This is a genomic window from Flavobacterium sp. (assembly GCF_031423415.1).
In the GTDB taxonomy this organism is placed as follows: domain Bacteria; phylum Bacteroidota; class Bacteroidia; order Flavobacteriales; family Flavobacteriaceae; genus Flavobacterium.
The window spans coordinates 37,896-60,954 of record NZ_JANPFL010000123.1 but is presented as its reverse complement, the minus strand read 5'-3'; the positions used below and the strand labels follow the sequence as shown (position 1 = coordinate 60,954).

Below are 23,059 nucleotides of genomic sequence, written 5' to 3'. Positions count from 1 at the left end.
CGTATTTCTGGTCATATATTGATAATAATATTGCGTAAGTAGATAGAAAAATAGGCGTGATTTTACAACCTTGGAATATAATTATTAACAGAATTTGCTTGTTGTAAACTGAAGCTCTTCTGTTGTGCTTTCTGACTCGTAAAAAACATCTTGCTTCGAAATGTCCGTTTTATTTATTCATTTTGACTTTTCGTTTCGATTGCTTTATTGTTTCTGCTCCATTCACTCCAAGAACCAACATAAAGTTTTGGAATTTCCAATTCAGCATACGCAATGGCTAAAAGTGTGTGACAAGCGGTAACTCCCGAACCACAATGAACAATTATATTTTCCGTTTCAACGCATCCAAATAGTTCTTGATACTTCTTTTTCAATAAATCTGGAGATAAAAACAAACCGTTTTCATCTAAATTTCCTGTAAATGGAACATTAATTGCTCCAGGAATATGTCCAGCAATTAAATCTATTGTTTCCGTTTCCCCATTATAACGCTCAACATCGCGAACATCAATTACAATATGGTTTTCAGTCTGTGAATTTTTTTCCACTTCTTCTATTTCGGCAATTCCTAATTTCCAATGGTCGACTTTATATAATTCAGTTTCGTTTCTAATTTCTATTTTTGAACTTAATGGGTAGCCGCTAGCTTCCGCTTCTTGAATTCCACCATTAAGAACTTGAACTTTTTCGTGACCGATAGATTTCAGCATCCACCAAAATCTAGCGGCGGCGTTCGAACCATTTTTGTCGTCGTATAGTATGATATGACTTTTTGGAGAAATACCCAGATTTGATACTGTTTTTGCAAAGTTTTCAATTTTCGGTAATGGATGTCTTCCTCCATTGGACAAATCATTTTTAATTTCTGCAAGCTGAGTGTTTAAATCTACAAATAGTGCTCCATCTAAATGTTTTACATCATAATTTGATTTTGCGTCTTTTCCATTACTTACGTCAACAATAATCAAATTGTCAGATTTATAGGATGTAAGCAATTCTGATGCTTGAATAATTGGGGAAATTTTTTGGTTCATTTTCTTTTATTTTTTATACTATCGAGACTTAAATTATAAATTAGTTTTGGCTTAGTAGCCATGTGGCGTATTGTTAGTGCTAAAATTCCAAATAATTCCAAAATTTGAATTTCTTTCTTTCATAATTTTTAATTTTCACAAACCATCCTCTAATTTTTTAGTAGAATTAATGGTTTAAAACAACTATAAAGTGATAGCTACATTTCCTTTTTTATGTCCTTTTTCAACATAAGTATGCGCTTCTGCCATTTCTTCCAATAAATACGTTTTATCAATTACTGGTTTCAACTGACCTATTTCAATTAGCGTTTTAAGAAAATTGATGTCGTCCGCACTATGACTAATCAGACCAGTTAGCACTTTTATTTTTTTGTTGCTTGTCATTGCTATCCAAGCACCTTTTAACGTTTCCGATAATCCTGCTGCACTCAAAATCAATGTTCCATACATTTTTAATGAGTCCAAACCATCTGAAACCGACATTTTATTTACCGAATCAAAAATCACATCATACATTTCTCCGTTTTTAATAAAATTTTCTTTGGTATAATCAATCACTTTGTCTGCACCTAATGATTTTACTAAATCAACATTCATAGAACTACAAACTCCAGTAACAATGGCTCCATAATGTTTTGCCAATTGAACAGCAGTAGCGCCAACTGCCCCTGAAGCACCAAAAATAAGCACTTTTTGCCCAAGTTGTATATCTGCTTTTTTGAGAAAATGCAAAGCTGTAACTCCTCCAAATGGGATTACTGCCGCTTCTTGATGGGTAAAAATTTTAGGTTTTAATGCAATAGAACTATTTTCCGGAAAACATTTATATTCAGCATAAGTGCCAAAACTCATATCCGTATGACCAAAAATTTCATCACCAATTTTAAAATGCTGCACGTCCGAACCAATATTCTCGATTTCACCCGAGAAAACACTTCCAAGAACAGTTGTTTTTGGTTTAAAAAGTCCAAAAAATAAGCGCACTGCAAAGGGATCTGCTTTTCGTAGTCGTACCTCACCCGAATTAACGGCTGTAGCTTTAATATTTATTAGGATTTCATTGTATTTTGGAATTGGTTTTTCGATATCTTTCAATTGAAGAACCTTTGGAGAACCGTATTCTTTAAAAACTATTGCTTTCATAAAACTTGTCTTTTTTTAATTAAATATTTCGGAAGCAAAAGTATTTCTATCTTATATTAATTTCATTGACTTGAGTTAAGAAACATTATGCAAGACTACAACTGCAGAATATTTCGAAAGTCGTTTGATGGTCAGGCGATTGTAATTGTTATACGATACGCAAAGAAGTTAGAAGTGGGAAGTTACCTGCCTGCCGGCAGGCAGGGAAGTTAGAAGTAAACAAAATAAAGAGTGATCAGTAATTGCTGTAAATTATAAATCGTTAACTGTAAAATAAATTACGGTTAACGATTTTTTTTATGCTTATCTCACTGACTACTAAAAAACTGAACACTGATCACTAATTACTCCTCTTCTTTCTTAATCACTTTCCTCGCTATTTCAATTTTAAATTTCTTGCCTTTCATTTTTTCGTCCTTGATGTTGTGCAGCAAGTCTTTTACTTTATTGTATTTTACTGCAGCAAACGAAATAAAATCCTTCACTTCGATTAGTCCTAAATCGCCTTTCTCCAACTTTCCTTTTAGGAAAAAGAAGCCTACAACGTCTATTTTATTCAATTTATTTTTCTTTCCGCCACTGATGTAGATGGTTTGAAATTCAGGTGGTTTGGGTAAAGTGGTTGAATTTTCAACCTTCAAAAGTGGCATACCATAATCGATATAATCCAGTTTTTTTTCGCTTTCGTGAGTAATAATATAAGCTGTCCCAGAAGCTTGCATTCGAGCCGTTCTTCCGTTTCGATGGGTAAACTCATCTTCCTTTAAAGGCAAATGGTAATGAATAACGTGCTTCATTTCGGAAATATCCAAACCACGAGCAGCCAAATCGGTGGTGATTAAATAACTCATACTGCCGTTTCGGAACTGGATTAGCGCCCGTTCGCGTTCATCCTGATCCATTCCTCCGTGATAATAGGTGGCGTAAATTCCTTTTTCATTCAAAGTATCGCTAATCCGTTCTGCCGCATCGCGATGGTTGCAAAATACCAATGCCGATTGCGATTTCAAAGAACAAATCAAATTGAACAAACTTCCCATTTTGTCTTTTTCCTTTGAAAGGACCATTTTGGTCGCCAGATTGCTGGTTGCGGCTTCAGTTGGAATAAAATCCAATATCGTAGGATTGACAACTCGGGTATATTTAGGAATTTCAATATCGGAAGTTGCCGACACCAAAATGCGTTTGTTTAGTTTGGATAATTTTCCAATGATGAACGACATTTGCTCGTGAAAACCCAATTGCAAGGATTTATCAAATTCATCGAGAATCAAAGTTTCTATTTTGTCCAAACGAAAAGTACCTCGGTCAATGTGATCGGCGATTCGTCCCGGGGTTCCAATTAAAACCGCTGGAGGATTGCTCAAATTCTTAATTTCAGTATCGATGGAATGTCCGCCGTAGCAAGCGTTTACTTTGTAATCGGTTCCCATTTTTTTCCAAACTTGTTCAATTTGAAGCCCTAATTCCCGTGATGGCACTAGAATCAAGCATTGTACAGAAAGTATTTCGGGTTTTAACATTTCGAAAATAGGCAAAAGAAAAGCTAATGTTTTCCCAGAACCTGTTGGCGAAAGCAGTAAAATATTATTGTCGCTCAAAATGGTTTCTTGCGCAGCAACTTGAATTTCGTTTAGGCTTTCAATACCTAAATTGAGAAGTATATTGTTGGAATGGTGTTTTGTATTCATTTGGCAAAGATAGGAGAAAAGTGTTCAAGTGGGAGAAGTGGGAAGTTGGGAGTTAGAAGTGGGAAGTGGGAAGTTAGAAGAGGGAACTTAGAAGTCAGAAGTTAGAAGTTAGAAGTTAGAAGTTTGAGGAAAACTGCAATCTAAAATCTGAAATCTAAAATCATTATTTCCCTATTCTGTTTTTCTCATCTTCTAATCCAGTGCTTCTATTTCTGGCTTTTTTTACCTGCTCGCTACCAAAATTATAACTCAAATTGAACCGCACTTGTCTGCTGTCGTTACCACCATCACCAGTAATCACTAAATTAGGAAATGTGGCATTTGCTCTCCAAGGCGATGTAAATAAAACATCTGAAAAAGCCAATCTTGCATTGAGTTTTTTATTTAAAAATTGTTTTTGAATAGCCAAATCTAAAGACCCTAAACTCTTAGTTCTAAAGGTGCCACCCCAAACAGATGGAGAACTAAACCAGCCTGAAACCTCTAAATTGAAATCTTTAGGTAACGAAAAATTGTTTTGCCCATATAGCGTTAAAGTCTCCTGAGTAACTCCCGTAAAGCTATCATTTGTTGCCATGTATTTACTTTGAAAAGCGTTTACAGAGGCATAAATATTCCACCATTGATTCACTTTAAAAGGATAAGAAATACCTAAATCTACGATTTGTTGGTTAGCCACATTTCTTGCAATCAGGAAGCTTTTGGTATCACCATCAGCCACGCTCACTTGAGCAAAGAAATCAGTGATATAGCTATAACTCAAGGAGGTATTTAAAGTGTATTTGTAGGTATGGTTTAATTTAATATTAGTGGTGTATTGTGGTTTTAAGAAAGGATTTCCTTTTTGGAAAGTCAATTCATCAATTTGAAATTCAAATGGATTTAAGGATTGGTAACTTGGTCTTTCTATTCTACTGCTGTACAGTAAGGCAACGCTATTGTTATCATTGGCTTGATAGGTAACACCGCCACTGGGGAAATAATCCGTATAATTTCTTGGTACGTTTTGATTTGCATTTTGTTGTGTACTAATCAGATTGCCTTCTGAATTGGTGTTTTCGACGCGTAATCCAGCCTGGAAATTAAATTTTTTAACCATCCGGTTGTAATTGACATAGACTGCATTAATGTTTTCATCAAATTTAAACCGATTGCTCAACTGTGCATTAAAAACGGGTTGTCCAGCTGGATAATTAAAAACTTCAAAAGTATTATTGGTTTTAACCAAAGAGGTTTTGAATCCTGCGCCAAACTTTCCCTTCCATAACCTTTGCTCGTAGTCGCTTTTTAAGGAAAAAATATCAATCACTATGGGCGTGTTTTGCGAATTGATGGATTGACTTAAAATACTAGTTTCGGTGTTGTTGTAGTAATAGTTAGGTAGAAAATTAGTTCTATCGCTGTTGTACTTTCCGTAATCAAGATCGGTACTCAATGATGTGCCCGTAGTATCTTGATATTTATAATTAAAGTTTGAATACAAATTGTAATTCGTATTACGAGCATCGCTTCTTGCTACCAAAATTCTATCTATGGTTGATGAATTAATGCCGGTAATGGGTGTTCTTGTATTTCCGTTTTCAAATGAATTATTAAAATTACCACTTACTACCACGCCAAATGTATTTTTTGCATTCGCATAAAAATCATATCCCAATTTGATATTGTTAGCATTGGTTTGGTTTACGGATGACGAACGAGAATCGAAGATCGTATTGCTTTGCAAGCGGTTAATATTAATATAGTCGTAATTGCTGCCAAAGCGGTTACTATAATTCCCGTATAAATTGTTCTTTTTATTTCTATTGTTAAACGAGGCCGAACTTAATGAGGTACCATATTTTCCGTAATTATAACCCGAACTGATGCTGCCATTTGTTCCGTAATTTTTATTCTTTTTTAGCTTGATGTTTATGATTCCTGCATTTCCGGCCGCATCATATTTAGACGAAGGTTGGGTGATGATCTCTATAGCTTCAATATCGTTGGCTTGAATGGTTTTTAAATAGTTCGACAAATCAGTTCCTGTTAGAAAGGATTGCTTACCGTCTATATAAATCAAAACACCTGATTTTCCTTCCACAATAAGGTTGTCATTATTATCGATCACCACTCCTGGGGCTTTACGCAGCAATTCAAATCCTGAAGTTCCTGTGGCATTGATGGTGTTTTCAACATTAAAAACCGTTTTATCCGCCAGTACCTGCACCATTGGTTTTTCCTTTTTGATGACCACTTCTTTCAATTCCGACGTTGCTTTTTGCAAAGCTATTACCGGCAATTCAACATTTTTATCAGCAATAGTAATTACTGTACTCATGTAAGATTCAAAACCGATATAGTTAATTTTTAGTACATAATTACCCGCCTTAATACCTTGGAAAGTGAAGCTTCCAGAAGCATCAGTAACCACAGCTTTCAAAAGGTTTTGATTGTTTTCAGGATAAAGAAGCACCGAAGTAACGGCCATTTTTTCGTTATCCTCTAATGCAATTTTGCTGGTGATGGAGAAGGATTGGGCGTTTAAAAAATTTATGGCGAAGACTAATAATAGTAGTAATTTTTTCATCTGATTTTTGATTTTTGATTTGTTGCATTAGTAGAAGAAGTGGATAATTGTTACAAATTATTTTTAAAAAATCCTCGCAGGATTCAAAACCATGGGGGGTTAGCAAAGTTAATTCTAAATTCAACCTGAAACCCGAAACCTAAAATCTAAATCCATCAAGGTTGCAAATCCGCGCTGTCCAGACAAGAACTATTTTATAAATCCGAGCGACCGGGTTTATATTCTTCTGCAATCATCCATTTTTCACGTAGGCGAAAGGCAGGAATGGTTTGCCTTTTGGCTTTGTTGGCAGCCACGTTTGGTTTAATGGCTTTTTGCAAAGCCCATATTGAAAGCGGAATTATTTTTTTTGCCGTAAGTATGGTTATTCGTTTGTGCAATGTTTCTTGCAACAACAAGGCAAACAATTCGGTAAAACCTCCAAATTTCATTGTTGATTGGTACCGGGTAAATAGCGGATAGTATTCGGTGTTCTTGCTTTTGTTTTGAATGATAATAGGCGGTAATCCTGCATTCATTAACTGCAAGTTGATTAAAACCCTCCCCATTCGTCCGTTGCCGTCAACAAAAGGGTGAATGGTTTCAAACTCTGCGTGGAAATGTGCAATAGCATCTAAAAAATAGCTGGTTTTATTTTGGTTGTAATTATCCACCAACTCGTGCATAAGCGTAACTACAAACTGCGGATTTGCACCCAAGTGATTGCCAACCCTTACCCATTCTTTACCACTTCTAAAACGACCTGCAATGTTGTCGTCAATATGGGTAAGTAAGGTTTTATGCAAACTTAAAATGAACTTGATGTTGAGTGTAGATTTATACTTTTCTAATAAGGTTTCAGTGAGTTTTGCCAAATTTTTGGCTTCGTACACCTCACGTATATTTACTTTCCGCTCTAAACTGCCTCCCGAAAGAATTTTTTCGGTGTCTTCTAAGGTAAGTGTTGAGTTTTCGATCGCGTTTGAGTTATAAACCATTTCGGGAATTTCGGCAAGGGCTATCTCTTTCAGCAAAGGTTCATTTCCCTTTGCCAAGTTTATGTATTGCTGGTGCAATGCCTCAATTTTATCTTTTGTAGTTTGGTTTATCATTTTACGCTTGTATATTTATCGTGAAAATCTGTGCAAAAATACACATTTTCACGATTAATTAGCTCTTGCTGTTTATAATTCCCTACGAAAAGTGTGTTCTTAAACGCTGTATTTCATACGTCACGAGATCCTGATAAATATCCTGTTAGATAACCATAAAAAACCGAGCAATTTACTTGGTTTTTTGTTGGCTTGTTTTGGTTGCTCCCCAAGATTGTCTATTGGAATGGGTGCGAAGTCGGAGACATTCGCACAGCACCCTAAAATAGAACTGTATTTTTATTGTAGGAAAGACTTCGTTGAGCGAGCCTCGTAGAGCGGGAGACTTCGCAAAGCAATCCGTTAGTTTTAATGACGTTTTCTTTATATCGAACACTTCGTACAGCTGGGCATTTTTGCATATTATTTTTTTAACCTTTTTATATCTTCTTCAATTTCTTTCAAGCTTTGTTCTTTTTCAATTATTTTTTGCTCTAATTTAAATTTTTGAAATTCCTCTTCCGATTTGTCTATTGCCATTTGATGCGAAATAGTGCCCGCATGTGTTAGTAATTCTCGCCCATTCAATTGAAGTAGACCATCTAATCTTGCAATCCAATCTTTCATATACATAGGAGTTTGTTGTTGTGTCATAGTTTCAGCAAAAGCCAAATACTGCTCCACTAAAAGTCCTAACAACTTCAATTCATCTTCATTCAAATAATTTTTAGCAACGCTAACTTCTTGTTTTGTTACCGATTTTGCTTCTTTTTTATCATACGAGAGCATCCCCATTAATGGCAAACTGGCATCTACTCTTCGATATACCAACTCGGCTGCGGTATTTTGAGAAATCGCCCAAAGCAATTTATTTTGAACGATTTTAAAAAATGAAACTGTCTTTTCGTCTTTTGGGTCATAATCTATACTGGTGGTGTAAATATCTTTGATTTTTTGGTAAAAGAACTTTTCAGACAAACGAATTGCACGAATGCGATTTTGCAATTCATTGAAATAATTCATTGATGAACCCGATTTAAAACGGTCATCATTCAGGGCAAAACCCTTTATAATATATTCTTTTAATCGTTGCGTTGCCCAAATTCTGAACTGTGTGCCTTGTTGTGATTTTACGCGATACCCTACGGAAATAATGACATCAAGGTTGTACAGTGTAACTTCTTTTTCTTGTGTTTTGCCTACAATAGCACCATGAGAAGTGGTATGTCGGAATTTCCGACTGACCACTTTTTCACTCAATTCACCTTCCTTGAAAATATTACCAATATGTTCCGTAATGGTACTTCTACCTTTCCCAAATAGTTGTGCCATTTGGTCTTGCTTTAGCCAAACGGTTTCTTCCTCTAGCCGAACATCCACTTTAATGTTGCCTTCTTGGTTTTGATAAATTAGTATTTCGCCTGTGTTCATACTTTAATTATTTTATATCCGAAACCTTTTGTTCCTGTTACAAAGATAGCAGAAAAGTGTTTAGTTGGAAGTTAGGAGTTGGGATTATGAAGCACTAGTTGTCTATTGGAATGGGTGCGAAGTCGGAGTTTCGAGGAGCTATCGGAATCGCACAGCGCCCCAGAATAGAACAATAATTTTATTTTAAGGAAGACTTCGTTGAGCGGGGAAGACTTCGTTGAGCGTGGGGATTTCAACCCTATCTCTAATGAAAATTGCTTGCTTTGCGATACTAAACTGAAATGGTCTCATTTAATTTGTATAATCAAAAATTTAATACCAACGATTATAAGCCAAACCAGCCACAACGTGCTTCCAATAAAACCCGCCATATCCCATACCGGAAAACCTTTTAGTACCGTTGCAAATAATTCAGCTTGTGCCAATAGGTAAATGACAGAACTGATAATCCCCAGCCCGTTTACCCATTTTGGCATCAGTTTTAATTTGGCAAAGGAAAGGGTCATCATCACGGTCCATGCAATGGTAAAAAGCTGTCCTAAATGTTCACCCAGTAGCACGCCTCCAAACTGATGAATGGTTTTAAAGGAAACGATGGCAGCCGCTTTCGTTGCTTCGTCTGTTGCGTGTACAAACGTATCAGCCAGTATCGGTACAACAAATGTCCATCGTAATAACCCAATCATCTGAACAATTAAACCAATTACACCAAGGGTTGTCGCCGTGCGCACCAATGGTGCCTTGTTTTCAAATTTTTGCCCGAGCATGATATAAGCAGGGAGTAACGGGATACCGGTTATGGCGAACGCAAACCATGTCCATATCAAAGAATTTCCACCTTGGTAAAATTTGGTAAGGATGATTCCGGTGTCCTGCCTTAAAATATCAGGATACTCAAAAATGATGGTTAACATCGTATACGGAATGAGTAATGCCACCGCACCTATAAGGAATAAGATTCCTATTGTTTTTTCTGTTTTCATAAACCTATTTTTTAAAATTTGAATGAAATGTACTGTCATCTAATTTATATTTTCCAATATGCGGCACCACATCACCACCAAGATATAAGAAACCGTTTTGCTCTTTTACTGCGCCTGCTTCGGGCATAATAATTCCTTTTGTATCAAAAAGGGACTGAAGGATTTTCCCCTCTGCAGAAACATTTAAAACCATCCCAAATTGATCTGCTTTGGGCTGAAGAAAACCCGGGAGTGCATACACTAATTTTTTAATTCCGGTTTTGGTATGCATTTTATCCAAAGCATCATTGCGCTTAGTGGTAAAGCCAAGCCAGTAGCTGCCGTCTTCCCTGATAGAAATTCCATTTGGGAAGCCGGGAAGATTGTCAATGAAAGTTTCTGTTTGCCCGGCCTTGCTCCCTTTTAACCAATAACGCAGCACCCGGTATTTGGTGGTTTCAACCAACAGCACATAGTCTTCATTTTTTGAAAGTACCACACCATTGCCGAAATAAGTGCCATCAATTAAGGTGGCGACTTTCTTTTGTGCTGGGTCGTAGCAATAAAGCCCACCCAATGGCTTCATTTCTAAAATTATCTTCCGGCCATACTTAATACTATAGCCTGATTTTTCAGAACTGCTGGAGAAATAGATTTTTCCATCGGAAGCGATATCCAATCCATTGGGAATTAAAAATGATTTACCATTTTCATCTTTGGTTGCCAGCACCCTTACTTTTTTATCTTTACTGATACTGATTAGCCCTTCTTTATGACTAAGGGCAATCAGGTTTTCGTTTGAATCAAAATGCAAACCAGCGACCCACGAACCAGCGTTGTAATAAATTTCAATCGTACCTGAAGGATCTATTTTCAGAATCTTCCCATCGCTGAAATCAGTTGCTTTACTATGAACGCCACAATACATATTTCCTACCTTGTCAAAAACAATGTCTTCTGGGCCGTACCAGCCATCAAGTTCAATTTTTTGAGCAGCAGTTAATTTTTCATTGAGCGCTGTGGCGCCTGCAAATACCGGTTTTGGCAAAGGTTGCCAAGCAAGTGGCTGTAATGCACAAGAGTTAAATACTAGTAGTATACTATGTGCAGCTGCAATTTGTAAGATTCCTATTGTTTTGTTATTCGTTTTCATTTTGTTTTAGTTTTTGAGATTGTCGAGTACCATTCCACCGTTTCTTTTACGATCTCTGATGGATACGTAATGTGGTTACCGAAGCGGTTTACATATTTATCATGGTTAACCTAGTAGGGATATTCAAACTGATACGCCATTTCATAAAGTTCTCTGATGAATGAATTAAATAGTCCAGCGATCCGGATGATAAACTTTGGCGTAACAGATGATTTTATTTTTTTATTGGTCACCACTTCAAACAGGTGAACCCATTTATCCAAGCTTAATGCAGGTGCATTGGGTACGTGCCATAGTTGTCCAAAGGTATCATTGGCGGTACCCACATTGATCATTGCTGCTGCAAAGTCATTGATATAAGTAAAAGTGTGCGGTAAGTCGATATTGCCAAACAACATCACTCTTTTTCCATTGTGTATACGGTCTAAAAAATCGGTTCCGAATATCCCTTTGTGAATGCGTGGACCGATAAAATCTGCCGCCTTTACAAAAGCAACCCTATTGTTGTAGGATTCGCCAGAGTACAGCAGCGTATTGATAACCCCTGCTCGTATTTTTCCCTTTTTAGTTTTGGCGGAATGTGGCATTTGTTCGTTCATTTCTTTGCCCATTACATTTCCGTAGGAGTACAAGTTATCTGCAAAAACCAACTTTGTATTGGTTTCACGCAATGCATACGCTAGTGCACTGGCTGTTGCTGGATAAAAATGCGCCCATTGATCATACGGCACATCGGTACAATTAAAAATTAAATCCGACCTTTTGGCAATAGCTGCCATAGCGGTTTTGGAGGTTGCATCTGCTGCGGTTAGCTCTACGTTTGCCGGAAGTGGTAGGTGCAGTTTTCCAGTTCTGTTTACCAATACAATTTCTTCGTTCGGGTTTTTATCCAATAGCAATTGCATAATGGCAAGTCCCAGTTGCCCAGTTCCTAATATTGTTTTCATACAAATTATTTAAAAGAAGAATGAATAACTGATACCAGGTGTTGGATTGATTTTCACATCATGCCCGTTGGCGGCTACACCAATTACACCAATTCTGACGTTTAGCCCTTTCCAAACCATCCAGCGAAAACCAGCTTCTACTGCCACAGCATTCTCTTTTTCATAATCAAGGTTCAACCCTCTTAAATAAGAGGCACCTGCGTAAAAAGAAGACGGGTTTTGTTTTTTGCCAACAGGCAGAAACCAAAGCGTGGCACCAGTTTTAATAAACTTGGTGGTTACGCCACTTTCAAATGCGGTAACGTAATAGCCTGCGTGAACGGAGACGTTCTGATGACGGTATTCTAAACCGACCGAAGGATTGCGGAATCCATTGATGCTGAATTCGTTTTTTGAAAATTTGCTTTGAGAAAAAGCAGCTGTTGAAGCGAGTACACTAAGTACGATAATTAAATGTTTCATGTTTTTTACATTTTTAATTGTTAATTAATAGTGCAAAGATTGAAACATAGGAGTTCGTTCTACTAGACAAATGTCTAAAAGAGAAAATTAGCGTATTTTACCTCTTATTCTACTCAGGTGGCGTGGAGTTACGCCAAGCATAGAGGCTAAATGTTGTAGTGGGATTTGCTGTAAAAAATGGGGTTCGTTTTTTAGCATTTTTTCGTACCGCTGTTCTGCTGTTAGTACAATCAGGTCATAGCGACTGCCATCAATGCCACAAAGAGAGGATTCTAGTAAGCCAATATAAAAGTCCTTGAACGCAGGAATTTCATGCAACAACATTTTTAGATTTGTTTTACTAATCATACTTATGCTGCCATCCACTAGCGCTTTTACATTCTCTAAGGACGGTGTTTCGCTAATAAAACTTAAGACCGAAGCAAAGAACGTGTTTTCGATAGAGACATAGTTGGTTTTTTCTTCCCCGTCTTGAACCACATAGTATTGAAACATACCCGTTTCTACAAATCCCATATAGCGGCTGGTCTTCCCCTCCTCTACTACAAAATCATTTTTTTTGAAGGACTGTAACTCAAAAGCATCTACTATTTTTTCTAAGTCAACACCTGAAAAACCAATCGTTTCAAAATATTTTCTAACTTTTAACATATCTTTTATTTTAAATTAGGAGATGTCTTTTTAGGCTTGCAGTTCACGGCAGTTGGTCTAAAAGCCCTACCCTGTCCATACAAGAACTATTTTATATATCCGAGCGAATGGGGTTTGTGTAAAGTTTTATTTCCTAAATCCCATACTTTAGGTTTTATGCATTCATCATTTTTTTTGAAATAAGTTTCATTTGTTTTTTTTAAAACTTGTTTGTTAACTTGCGTAGAAATCAAAACACTTGATAGAGCCATTTATCTAAAGTGGCAATAGCGATATCCTATTGGGAGCTAATTACAATCATTTATTGAATTCATCATCAACCCATTTTTTAGGATTGTCAATTATATATTGTGAAATTGCATCATACGATTTTGTATTTCTAATAATGTGGTCATGAAATCGGGATTGCCAACCAAATTCAGGATTTATTTTCCTTGCCTGGATCGTAACGGCAGATTTGAATCCACGTAATATAGATGACAAATTTTTAGATTGTGGACCAAATTCATTTTTGTAAATACCATTTGTAGAGACGCCATGCATGGCGTCTCTAACATGCATGGCGTCTCTACAAATCGTATCACCATCCGAATTGAATTCATTATTTCCAATAAATATAATCCCGTGAAAATGATTGGGCATTACCACAAATTCGCCTAATTCTAAATTCATATCAGGTCTTATGTCGGGCGTTTTAATCCATTCTTGTTCAACAATGATTCCAATCGCAGAAAGAGACGCCGTGCATGGCGTCTCTCCTTGATTTTTTATTTTTCCAAAAAAATGTTCTCTATTGGCGGTGCAAATGGTTATGAAATATGAGGCTTGTCGAGAATAATCCCAATTTTTCAATCGGGTTGATTCTATTCTATATTTGTTTTTGAATATTGCCATTATAATTTATTTTATGGCCCGATAATTTAGATGCCAATAATTTAGACGTCAATAATTTAGACACCGCTACCGCACAAATCCCTTCGTGTGTTTTTTGAATTAATTTGTTAACCTATAACGCTCTTGTAATTCCTACTCATTTTTTAAACTTTTCGAATTTCAAATTTATTACTATCGTTAGCATTTTACGCGTTAGCTGGGTGGGGGGCAAGAAATAAAAATTGATTTACTCATGAGTTACTATTTTTAATTGCTTCTTCAACCCAACTTTCAATATTGCTTTTAATATCGTTATATGCGTCTGTTGATGAAGGTGTTTTGCATGGAATTGTCTTAATGTTGCCCTTGCTATCTTTAAAAGTAAACTGGTCAAAGGGGTTTGTTCCTTTCGTACAAGCGCCTGTTTTTGGGTCTTTCAAATTATTAATATGAATTCCCAAAAGCCCTTTCCCTTCTGACCAAGCCTTTTTAATTTCATATTTTACCCACGGCCTTTTATAAGTGTCAGTGCCGATTAATACAACTACACAACTTCTATAGTTCATATTATCGTTAATCCACTTTTCAATTGCTTTATCTCCACCTTTTTTAATCGTTTCCCAGTCATTGTGAGATACTGGTTTATTGTCTTCCAATGCTCCCATGTTTCTAATTTGTTGAACACGAAAAACATCATTGTTATAATGAAAACTGTAGAAAATTTGTCTTTTTGTTGCCATTTTATTTTGAATTTAGATTGTTTATAATTTTTAAAGTTGCTTCAATGATTTTTGAATTTTCAACGGTTTGGTCTCCTAGTATTTTGAAATCTTCTAAGAGAAAACTGTGATTCGGATAGAATTTGTCGAATGAACCAATTACTTTATTCCACAAAGTTTTTGAAACAAAACCTGTTGCTCCTATCGGGATTACAAGTAATCCTTTTTGTACTGCAATTTCAAATTCATCAATTACTCCAGTTGCTTCTTCAATCTCTCCAGTAGTTTTATTTTTCTTATTTCCAAAAACATAAATAGCAATTCCTGCTAAAGGAATAAATCTATTTCTATATTCAGTCCAAAGTTCTTTTAGATTCTTTCCTTTTGTTTCAAACTGAGGAAATGGTCGCATAATTAAAAAATTGTCCAGATTTTGATTTCTTTCAGTTTCCATATTTTCTAGAACTCCATTAATAACTGCACTGCCAACACCCCAGCCAAACCCAGTCAAAATTTTATATGAATTTTTTGATAATGCCTTACTTAGGTCATGCAAAAATTCAGTTGCCCTTAGTTCTCCAAAACTTCCATATTGTTCTGCACTTCCTGAAATTAAAATTGTTGTTCTTAAAAACCTAGATTCTATTTCTTTTAAAATCAAAGTTATTTCTGAATAGTCGCTTATCCACATTGGATTCAGTCCGTATTTTTTCAAAGAATTTGCTCGTAATTCTTGCCTTCTTTGATTTCTTACTATACTTTCTTTTTTGATGAAGTAATAATCAGGTTTAATATTTTGACCAAGTGTAGTTCTAATTCTGCTAATCAGATAGTCGAGATTTGGGTCTGTAAAGCTAAAACCAATAAAAAGAAAGGTTCTAGAGACATAATCGCTTTTAAAAGCGTTACTAAAAAGTTCTCTTTTCTTGTTATAATCTTCATATTCATGCTTTGTTAAAACTGTCTCGGATACTGTTTCTATATCCCCGTGCATTTTATAAATTATAGCATCTCTCTTTGGCAAATTTACAGTTAAATCCGATTGAGCTTTTTTGATGTCTGGAGTTTTTCCTTCTTCTAATAGAGACTTTTCAATTAACCTGTCATAATTTGTTGTCCAATAAATTTGAATTGGAAGTCTTGCCAAAATCCTATGATTGTCCGAAACTGCAAGATTTGATTTGCCATATTCTTCAACAAGAATTTGGTCTAGTTCGCCTCTTACACCGCCATGGTCATCAACAAAGAATTGTGCTAGTGCTGTCAGGTCATGTTGTTCTTCTTCAATGTCCAATCCAAGTTTGTCTGCGATTGGCTTGAGAAGTTTTTTCCAGTCAAAAAATCCTTGTGAAACAGACATGCCAGCACCCGCAAAAACAACTGCATTCTTTTCTTTTAGTGCTTTCACATAATTTTTTATGAAAGATTCGATGTCTCTGTCAAATGTCATAATTTCTATTGTTTTAGCCAGTTAAATAAACTTTTTATTGAACCATCAGGATAATAGACATTGAAGGAATTTGGCGTTAGACTGCTTTCTTCAATTCGTGGATAAATTTTTAAATATTCTGAACCATTCCACGTAGAAGCATTATCGGCTAAAGGAATTAAGGCTATGTGTTCAATATATTTATGAGCATCTCCAAATCCAAGTTCCCAATTACACCATTTAGAATCGATTGCTCTATTTGTTGCAACAAGAATGAACTTTCTATTTAGTTTAATTTGCTCTTTAATCGTTTTTGCTGTATTAGCATTAGTAAATGGCGGTAGAGATGAATCTTTTGAATCAATATAAACTTTAACACCTGTCCTTCTTAACAGTACAATTATTTTATCTAGATCACCATCAGTTAAATCACCGTGACTATGAGATAAAAATACTGTTACTTCGGAATTTATTTTTCTTTCTTGTTTTGCCTCAAATAAAGTTTGACTAAATAATCTAGTACCCAGAGTGTTTTCAGTAACGTTTGTAAGTCTTTCTTTTGTTAATATGGCCATTATTTCTAATTTTATTAATTTTTTTATACCTACTCTCCCAGTTTTCGGCTTCCCTGTTTAAAAACCCTTTAGGGGTGCAACCTCTAGCTAAAATATTGTAATTCATTGATTTATAGCTATAACTCTGAAATATGGAGCTGTAACTCTTAAATTATGAGCTATAACTCTCAAATTTGGAGTTGTAACCCTAAAATCTGGAGTTGTAACTCTGAAATTCGGAGCTGTAACTCTGAAATATGGAGTTGTAACCCTAAAATCTGGAGCTGTAACTCTGAATTTAGGAGTTGTAACTCTGAAATCTGGAGCTGTAACTCTGAAATCCGGAGCTGCTGTTCCGAATTTCAGAGTTAATACTCCAAACCCTTGTTTTCGCGAACAAAATAGATGAAATATCTAGCTTTGTTTTTTAGCTCTAGATTTTTTCTGAGCAGCAAATCGCTCACCAATTAAAGCCACCATCTCTTTTACGCTAGCATCGCTTTTGGCAGACGATTTTAAACTTGTATATACTTCGCTAGAAGTACCCATAATGTCTATTCCTCCTGCCGCCATAGTATCGTCTATTAGTTCGAGTAGGCTAGCTACTGCCACTCTAACGCCTAATAAATTGTTCACTAAGGTTACATCTTTTTGATATTCTGCTAAATTAAAATTAGCTTTCAACTCTTTAGGGAAAGCAATTGCACCTTCTAGACATTGCTGCGCATAGGCAACACTTTTAGGCCCCATGTTGCCATAGTTTTTTCTTTCTTGTTCTGGTAAACTGATCAGAAAGGGCATCTGCGCTTTTGCCTCATTAATTTTTGTTACAGCAGCAGTTTTGGCTGTTGCTGTAAAATCGGCTGAAATTTTGTTTGTTCTTGCCATTGTTTATTTGTTTTTGTTACGCCTACTCTATTGATCCCCTTTTTCGGCTTACAGGGGTTTTATAATATATTAAACCATTGTTCCGTTAGCGTTAATCGTTTGAGATAAATCCCAATTGTTTTTGTTGATGGCGTCCTGAAAACATTCGGTTCGGTACACCGTGTTTCTCAAAACTGTGTTGGAATGAAATCTAAGCCATTCGTCTCTTACGGCTACATATTGCTTGATCCATGTTTTTTCGTCTCCTCCATTTTTAGGCACCGATGCTGGAAATTTATTTCTTAAAAATGGCAAAATAGACCCACTGTGAATGTAGCTGTCATAAATCACCAAAAGGCTCAATGGCTGCGTAAACATCATTGAGGAGAACCACGTAAAAGCGGGTTGATAGTACAATTGATCAAAAAAACTGTCCTGCGTAGTTCGCATAATCGGGTCTAATTTCCCGGCGTTTTTCAGTGCGTTTTTAAAAACCGCATCGGTACACAAACTGGGTTGCTTTCCAATTTTGGCCACATAGGGTTTCATGGCGTTGGCATACAAGCCATTGTTGGCGATGTATTGCTGCACCAAAATTTTCAATACGCCATATTCTGTGGTTTGGCTTCTGCCATAGGTAATTTGCTTGATGCGATTCCCACCGATGATGGGTCCATCGGCATAGATAGAAATAGCGTCGTATTTCCCGTTTATAGAGCCGGTTTCAAAAACATTGACTGTTTGGGATATTTTCAATTTTTGTTTGGGTGTTATTGCCATGGTGTTTTTAGGGTTTTAGTTTGTCTATTTTTTGTTTTCTTTTTCGGCTTGCTTGGGTATGGGTTTACTTATTTTTGTGGCAAGACTTTCGACTTTTGCTTACTGGTCAAATTCCACGATATTGCCGCAAACCAGCCCGTCTTGAATTGCGGACTTGTGACGTTTTCGGTTTGTAGTTGTTCAGTATACTCCGTTTTTGTATCATAAATTGCTTTTAACTGAGTGACTCTTTTTAAGGCTGGTCCGACAGTAAAAATCAATTTCTCTTTCTTGCCTATCAATAAACTTATGCCCGGGAAAAAAGAATTAAAGTTTAGTTTGGTCACATCAATTGACGCCCCTAGTGAAAATCCAAAGGCAAACATACTGTTGCTTCTAAAACTGGTGTGCAACAAACCAGCGATAGTTGGTGTGTATTCAGATGAGCTGTTTTCGATGATTCGATTTGTAGCTACTTTAGCTGGTATTGCAGGCGTATCGCCTATTGCTGGTATAGCATCGGCTGCTGGTATGGACTTTATTTCGTATTCTTGGTTTTTAATACCAAAATCAAACACAGTACCTACGCTGAAATCCCATCGTACACCCTGTCTTACATATTCAGTATAGGTAAATTCTTTGTCATTTTCTTTTAGGGTCGAGGTTCCTAAGGTTTTATTTTGGGTTATTTTAACCTTAAATTCAAGGTAATCTTGAAAAGATTGAATGGGGTTGGAATATACTGTAAAAGCATGGTCTCCAGACAACACATTATCAAATAGTTCAACATTGTGTAATTTTGCTCGCAGTTCAGTTGTGTTGACTAACTTATTGATGCGTTCTACTTCTTTTTTTAAGTTTTCAAGATTAAGTTTTACGAGTTTAGAATAAGAAGAATTTTCATCTAAATGTATCACTTCATAATACGCATCACTATTGAACAAAGCATTATACTGCTGGTTAAATTGAGCATATACTCTTTCAAATTCATTGATATATCGATAATATTCGTTTCTTTTATCTAACCTTAAAACAGAACATATATTATAAGCATAAGCGGAATACTGCTCTTTTGTTAATGTCGGTATAATAATAAAATTTAAATAATTACTATAAGATGAGTTTATTCTATTGATATTCATTAAATTCATTTGAATGTCGTTGAATTTTTCGTTGATTTTGCTTAAGTGTAATTTGAAGTTTATTAAATTGTCATTATAAAGTATCAATTTAGTTTCTTCCCTCTCTATATCTGCATAGAGTACATCGACTTTATTATCTAAATTTCTTATGTCAGTTTTTACACCTGGAATTAATTCATTTTTCGTTTTTATATCGGTACCAAAATTGGTAATCTTAACAGAATCTGGCGCTTCATTCGATTGTTCAACTTTAATACTATTTTCCAATGTTGCCACATCGGTTTCAAGTCTTACAAGCTCTGTTTTTTTTTCGTTCGGTTTCATTTTTAATGTTTTGCAATTCACTTTTTTTAGCATTAATAGAAGTTTGCAATTTTTCTATATTGGTATTACCATTATCCGCAGCAGTACTACTAGCCTCGACTAGTGACTTCGGAACGTCTACTTGCATACTTGTCGTTTCGCTGGTTATTTCCGCTACTGGTTTGCTTTGGTCAAGGATTGTTCTAGCGGTTTCTAAATCGGTATCCAAATATTCATCTTTAATTTTTACGTCATTTTCAGTTATAAGTACATTGTGAGCAAACTTATTAATACTAATGATTTTTAAAACCACTGGTTGCTTGTGTTTGGGTCTTAATTCATCATTTAGATAAATTTGCTTTTCATAGTCATAAACTGCTACCAATGTAGGTTGACTTAATTTATCCTTTTTTGATTGCTTTGATTTTCCATTAATTTGTTGAATTGCTTGCCCAGTAGCTTGTTTTATTGCTTGTCCATTATTTGTTTGGATTGGTTGCTGTTCTTTGGGTTGTTCAACTTTGGGTTGTTCTACTTTGGGTTGTTCTACTTTTGGTTGATCTACTTTTGGTTGATTATTATTCCAAAATAATTTTAATTCTTCACTATCTCCATTAAATACATTAATATCAATATCATATTCAGTTCCAGGAATATTATACAAGCAACTTCCAGTTTTTTTACAATTTATTTCAGAACTGAACTGCCATAACGAAACTTTATCCCAAACTTTAGTACTTAATGTAGGTAGTGATGTTTTATATCTTGCATACCACAGCTGGCATTTAGCAAAGACACTATTTTTATCATATTCTTTGTTTATACGATCAAAAACTTTGTTGTTTACATATACAATCGGATATCTTTTTGTTTTCTCATATATTCTATTAATAAATTTTTCAGCATTTATTAATTCTATAAATGGGCTTTTCGTTTGTTTAGGATCTTGTTCATAGTCCTCAATATCTAATGCCATTGGTTGATTTATATTATCTTTTATTGTATTTAAATAGAAATCTGCTTGTTGTATCGGATCTGAATTATCTCCCAAATGATACGAAGCAAAAAGTAAATTTTTCTCTTTAGATTTAATACTCCTGTTTTTATATTCACTATCCATTATTAAACCTTCTGACGCTTTATGAATATTGCCCATTACATTTTTATCGGTTATTAATTTATCAAAATCTATTTTATTACGACGATAAGGGTCAATTATGATTGGGTATTTTTTATTTTCCCATGGTTTAGTATTGAAATCGTTTTGAGCAAATGCATTCAATATGACAAGCACAGTTGCTAATAGTGTTAAATTTGTTTTCATAATTGTTTTGTTTAAAATTATTTTTATCATTTTGTTGGTGTTTCTACTACTTTTTTAGAACCTCTTAGTTGCATGAGTTTGCTTAATAAATCAAACCAAAAAGGGGCTCCCAGTGATATCGCAAGTGCAGTGAGCATACAACCTAGTACACTAAAAAATATTTCTTCGCTTTTAATGTCATTCCAGCCCAGACCCAAAACAGCATTCGCATTTTGTATATCGCTATTACTAGCCACTAATTTTTGTGCAGTAGCCATAGAGGCTCTAATTTGTTCATCGGCTTCTTTGGCGGGCACGACTTCACTAGCTTTAGAGGCTTTTAAATATTTATCAGCCATTTCAACCACGGCTGTGGCCAGTTTAGGATTTGCCGACAGGTTTTTTACAATACCAATAGTGTCCACATTAAAAGAAAGTGCTACTATAAAAGCGACCAGCAACGTAATTCTTTGGGTTTGCTTTTTATACCAACCCGTGGCTCTGTCCATCGTTTCATTGAACCAAGTTTCGGATAGCGCTTGAAATTTTACTAAATCTCCGCTAGCGTCTGCATAAAGTGTTTCAAGAAATTTTCCCGTTTGAGGATTTATTTTTTTAATTTCTTTAATGCCAGTCAGCAATTGCGCCTGAGTATCTGGAGCACCAGCAGCAAGGTCATCACACAAATGCACTAAGGCGGACGAAAAACTAGCACTAGTGAGATAGGCAGGTTTTTTAGTGTTATCCTCTCCTAAATATTTTATCAAAGGTTGTTGATAGAATTGATCAACTATCGAATTGACTTTGTCGCCATTGTCGGTCAACATGCGTTTGATTCCTTTTTCTAGGGTCTTAGCTCTTAAGCTAAAAAAGGAAGCGATAATTTCATTTAAAGTGGTTACTAACAAGCTGTAAAGCGAGTAGATAAAAACCAAACTTATTACAACGTTTAAAGCAATTGAATCGAACATAATTTTATTTTTTTTATTTATAATTTCACATTTCCAGCTCCCAACTTCTACCTTCCCTGCCTGCCGGCAGGCAGGTAACTTCTAACTTCTAACCTCTAACTTCTAACCTCCAACTTACTCTTTCACTTCAAAATGCATCCAGTCGTAGTTTTTTTCTCTACCAAGGGATACAAAGCCATGTTTATAGAATATATCAATCATCGGTTTGTATTCTGCCCGTGCAAAGCGTGCGGTTTTTTTAGTTTCTTCTAGTTTGTTTCTATCCGGGTCAAGGTCTATGGCAACACCCCAAGCGTGACGACTCCAATCGTTACCGCCTCTCATCTTCCGATAGTTGAAACAACCACCATATAAATCGATGCCTAGGTCTTGTATTTTTTGCAAACCATATACAGCAAGGATTTCATCAAATATTTTTTTCAATTGGTCAGCCACCAGTTTGTGGCAGGTGATTTTGGTCACCTTTGTACCTCGGTCCCAAGCCAAAGTCATAGGATAAGGAACGGCTAGTTTTACCAAATAAGGCGAACCGTTTTCAGTTGGTGTACCATACTTTCTAATTAATGTTGCAGTGGTAATCATAATTTCCAAATTTTTATTTCCGCCTACTCTAGTTCCTCTTTTCGGCTACCGAGGTTTTTATAGTATTGGTTGTAATTTTTTCTTAACCATTTCTTGAAGTTGGCACGCTCAAGCAGCTCCCACATCAATTTAATTTTAAATGGCATTAAAGTTTTTCAGCGTCTCTTACTACCCTCAAACTGATCCCGAAGCTTCGGGACTGCGATCTAAAATCTACAATCTGAAATCTAAAATCTGAAATCTAAAATCTAAATCACCCTTCTTCCTGCCAGTTCTAAATAACCAATTAAAAATAAACGACAGGAGTTCAGGCAACTAATCCATCTATGAATCTTTTCAAAGGTCAAAAGTTTAAAATAAATTAACCTCCCTAGTAATGGGGATTTTTCAATTATTTTTGACACGTATTTTTAAAACTAGAATGTAGTTAAATCATACAAAATC

General features: G+C 35.6%; 21 protein-coding genes. All 21 read right to left on the bottom strand.

What is annotated here, in order from left to right:
- Positions 1 to 173 precede the first annotated feature (173 nt).
- Positions 174 to 1,034 carry a sulfurtransferase gene (locus tag RMO83_RS10940; protein WP_310559720.1) on the bottom strand — a complete coding sequence of 287 codons (861 nt, stop codon included), beginning with the start codon at positions 1,032 to 1,034 and terminating at the stop codon, positions 174 to 176.
- Positions 1,035 to 1,217: 183 nt separating this feature from the next.
- Positions 1,218 to 2,177, bottom strand: coding sequence for an NAD(P)-dependent alcohol dehydrogenase (locus RMO83_RS10935; RefSeq protein ID WP_310559719.1), 960 nt, complete (start codon positions 2,175 to 2,177; stop codon positions 1,218 to 1,220).
- Positions 2,178 to 2,521: 344 nt separating this feature from the next.
- Positions 2,522 to 3,868, bottom strand: a complete 1,347-nt coding sequence (locus RMO83_RS10930; RefSeq protein ID WP_310559718.1) for a DEAD/DEAH box helicase — start codon at positions 3,866 to 3,868, stop codon at positions 2,522 to 2,524.
- 163 nt (positions 3,869 to 4,031) lie between these two features.
- The gene (locus RMO83_RS10925) at positions 4,032 to 6,437 is read right to left on the bottom strand and encodes a TonB-dependent receptor domain-containing protein (protein ID WP_310559717.1); all 2,406 of its coding nucleotides are present in this window, start codon (positions 6,435 to 6,437) and stop codon (positions 4,032 to 4,034) included.
- Positions 6,438 to 6,631: 194 nt separating this feature from the next.
- Positions 6,632 to 7,528, bottom strand: a complete 897-nt coding sequence (locus RMO83_RS10920) for a Fic family protein (RefSeq protein ID WP_310559716.1) — start codon at positions 7,526 to 7,528, stop codon at positions 6,632 to 6,634.
- Between the two features lie 402 nt (positions 7,529 to 7,930).
- Positions 7,931 to 8,938 carry a virulence RhuM family protein gene (locus RMO83_RS10915; protein ID WP_310559715.1) on the bottom strand — a complete coding sequence of 336 codons (1,008 nt, stop codon included), beginning with the start codon at positions 8,936 to 8,938 and terminating at the stop codon, positions 7,931 to 7,933.
- A 287-nt stretch (positions 8,939 to 9,225) separates the two neighbouring features.
- Entirely contained in the window at positions 9,226 to 9,921 is a 696-nt protein-coding gene (locus RMO83_RS10910) for a DUF4386 domain-containing protein (RefSeq protein ID WP_310559714.1), read from the bottom strand.
- Between the two features lie 4 nt (positions 9,922 to 9,925).
- Complete coding sequence (locus RMO83_RS10905) at positions 9,926 to 11,053, bottom strand: SMP-30/gluconolactonase/LRE family protein (RefSeq protein ID WP_310559713.1); 1,128 nt, start codon at positions 11,051 to 11,053, stop codon at positions 9,926 to 9,928.
- Positions 11,054 to 11,163: 110 nt separating this feature from the next.
- A complete protein-coding gene (locus tag RMO83_RS10900) occupies positions 11,164 to 12,000 on the bottom strand; it encodes an NAD-dependent epimerase/dehydratase family protein (RefSeq protein WP_310559712.1) in 837 nt (278 codons plus the stop codon).
- 9 nt (positions 12,001 to 12,009) lie between these two features.
- Positions 12,010 to 12,462 carry a hypothetical protein gene (locus RMO83_RS10895; RefSeq protein ID WP_310559711.1) on the bottom strand — a complete coding sequence of 151 codons (453 nt, stop codon included), beginning with the start codon at positions 12,460 to 12,462 and terminating at the stop codon, positions 12,010 to 12,012.
- Between the two features lie 87 nt (positions 12,463 to 12,549).
- A complete protein-coding gene (locus tag RMO83_RS10890; RefSeq protein WP_310559710.1) occupies positions 12,550 to 13,113 on the bottom strand; it encodes a Crp/Fnr family transcriptional regulator in 564 nt (187 codons plus the stop codon).
- 297 nt (positions 13,114 to 13,410) lie between these two features.
- Positions 13,411 to 14,007 carry a transposase gene (locus tag RMO83_RS10885; protein WP_310559709.1) on the bottom strand — a complete coding sequence of 199 codons (597 nt, stop codon included), beginning with the start codon at positions 14,005 to 14,007 and terminating at the stop codon, positions 13,411 to 13,413.
- A 230-nt stretch (positions 14,008 to 14,237) separates the two neighbouring features.
- Complete coding sequence (locus RMO83_RS10880) at positions 14,238 to 14,726, bottom strand: TIR domain-containing protein (RefSeq protein WP_310559708.1); 489 nt, start codon at positions 14,724 to 14,726, stop codon at positions 14,238 to 14,240.
- A gap of 1 nt (position 14,727) precedes the next feature.
- Positions 14,728 to 16,113, bottom strand: a complete 1,386-nt coding sequence (locus RMO83_RS10875) for an SIR2 family protein (protein WP_310559707.1) — start codon at positions 16,111 to 16,113, stop codon at positions 14,728 to 14,730.
- Between the two features lie 47 nt (positions 16,114 to 16,160).
- The gene (locus tag RMO83_RS10870; protein ID WP_310559706.1) at positions 16,161 to 16,709 is read right to left on the bottom strand and encodes a toll/interleukin-1 receptor domain-containing protein; all 549 of its coding nucleotides are present in this window, start codon (positions 16,707 to 16,709) and stop codon (positions 16,161 to 16,163) included.
- Between the two features lie 393 nt (positions 16,710 to 17,102).
- Positions 17,103 to 17,576, bottom strand: coding sequence for a hypothetical protein (locus RMO83_RS10865; protein ID WP_310559705.1), 474 nt, complete (start codon positions 17,574 to 17,576; stop codon positions 17,103 to 17,105).
- A 69-nt stretch (positions 17,577 to 17,645) separates the two neighbouring features.
- Entirely contained in the window at positions 17,646 to 18,311 is a 666-nt protein-coding gene (locus RMO83_RS10860; protein WP_310559704.1) for a chitosanase, read from the bottom strand.
- 92 nt (positions 18,312 to 18,403) lie between these two features.
- Positions 18,404 to 19,780 carry a hypothetical protein gene (locus tag RMO83_RS10855; RefSeq protein WP_310559703.1) on the bottom strand — a complete coding sequence of 459 codons (1,377 nt, stop codon included), beginning with the start codon at positions 19,778 to 19,780 and terminating at the stop codon, positions 18,404 to 18,406.
- A complete protein-coding gene (locus RMO83_RS10850; protein WP_310559702.1) occupies positions 19,740 to 21,083 on the bottom strand; it encodes a glycoside hydrolase family 25 protein in 1,344 nt (447 codons plus the stop codon). The genes RMO83_RS10855 and RMO83_RS10850 overlap by 41 nt, the downstream gene beginning before the upstream one ends.
- A gap of 26 nt (positions 21,084 to 21,109) precedes the next feature.
- Entirely contained in the window at positions 21,110 to 22,033 is a 924-nt protein-coding gene (locus RMO83_RS10845) for a hypothetical protein (protein WP_310559701.1), read from the bottom strand.
- A 114-nt stretch (positions 22,034 to 22,147) separates the two neighbouring features.
- Positions 22,148 to 22,615, bottom strand: coding sequence for a M15 family metallopeptidase (locus RMO83_RS10840; protein ID WP_310559700.1), 468 nt, complete (start codon positions 22,613 to 22,615; stop codon positions 22,148 to 22,150).
- Positions 22,616 to 23,059 lie beyond the last annotated feature (444 nt).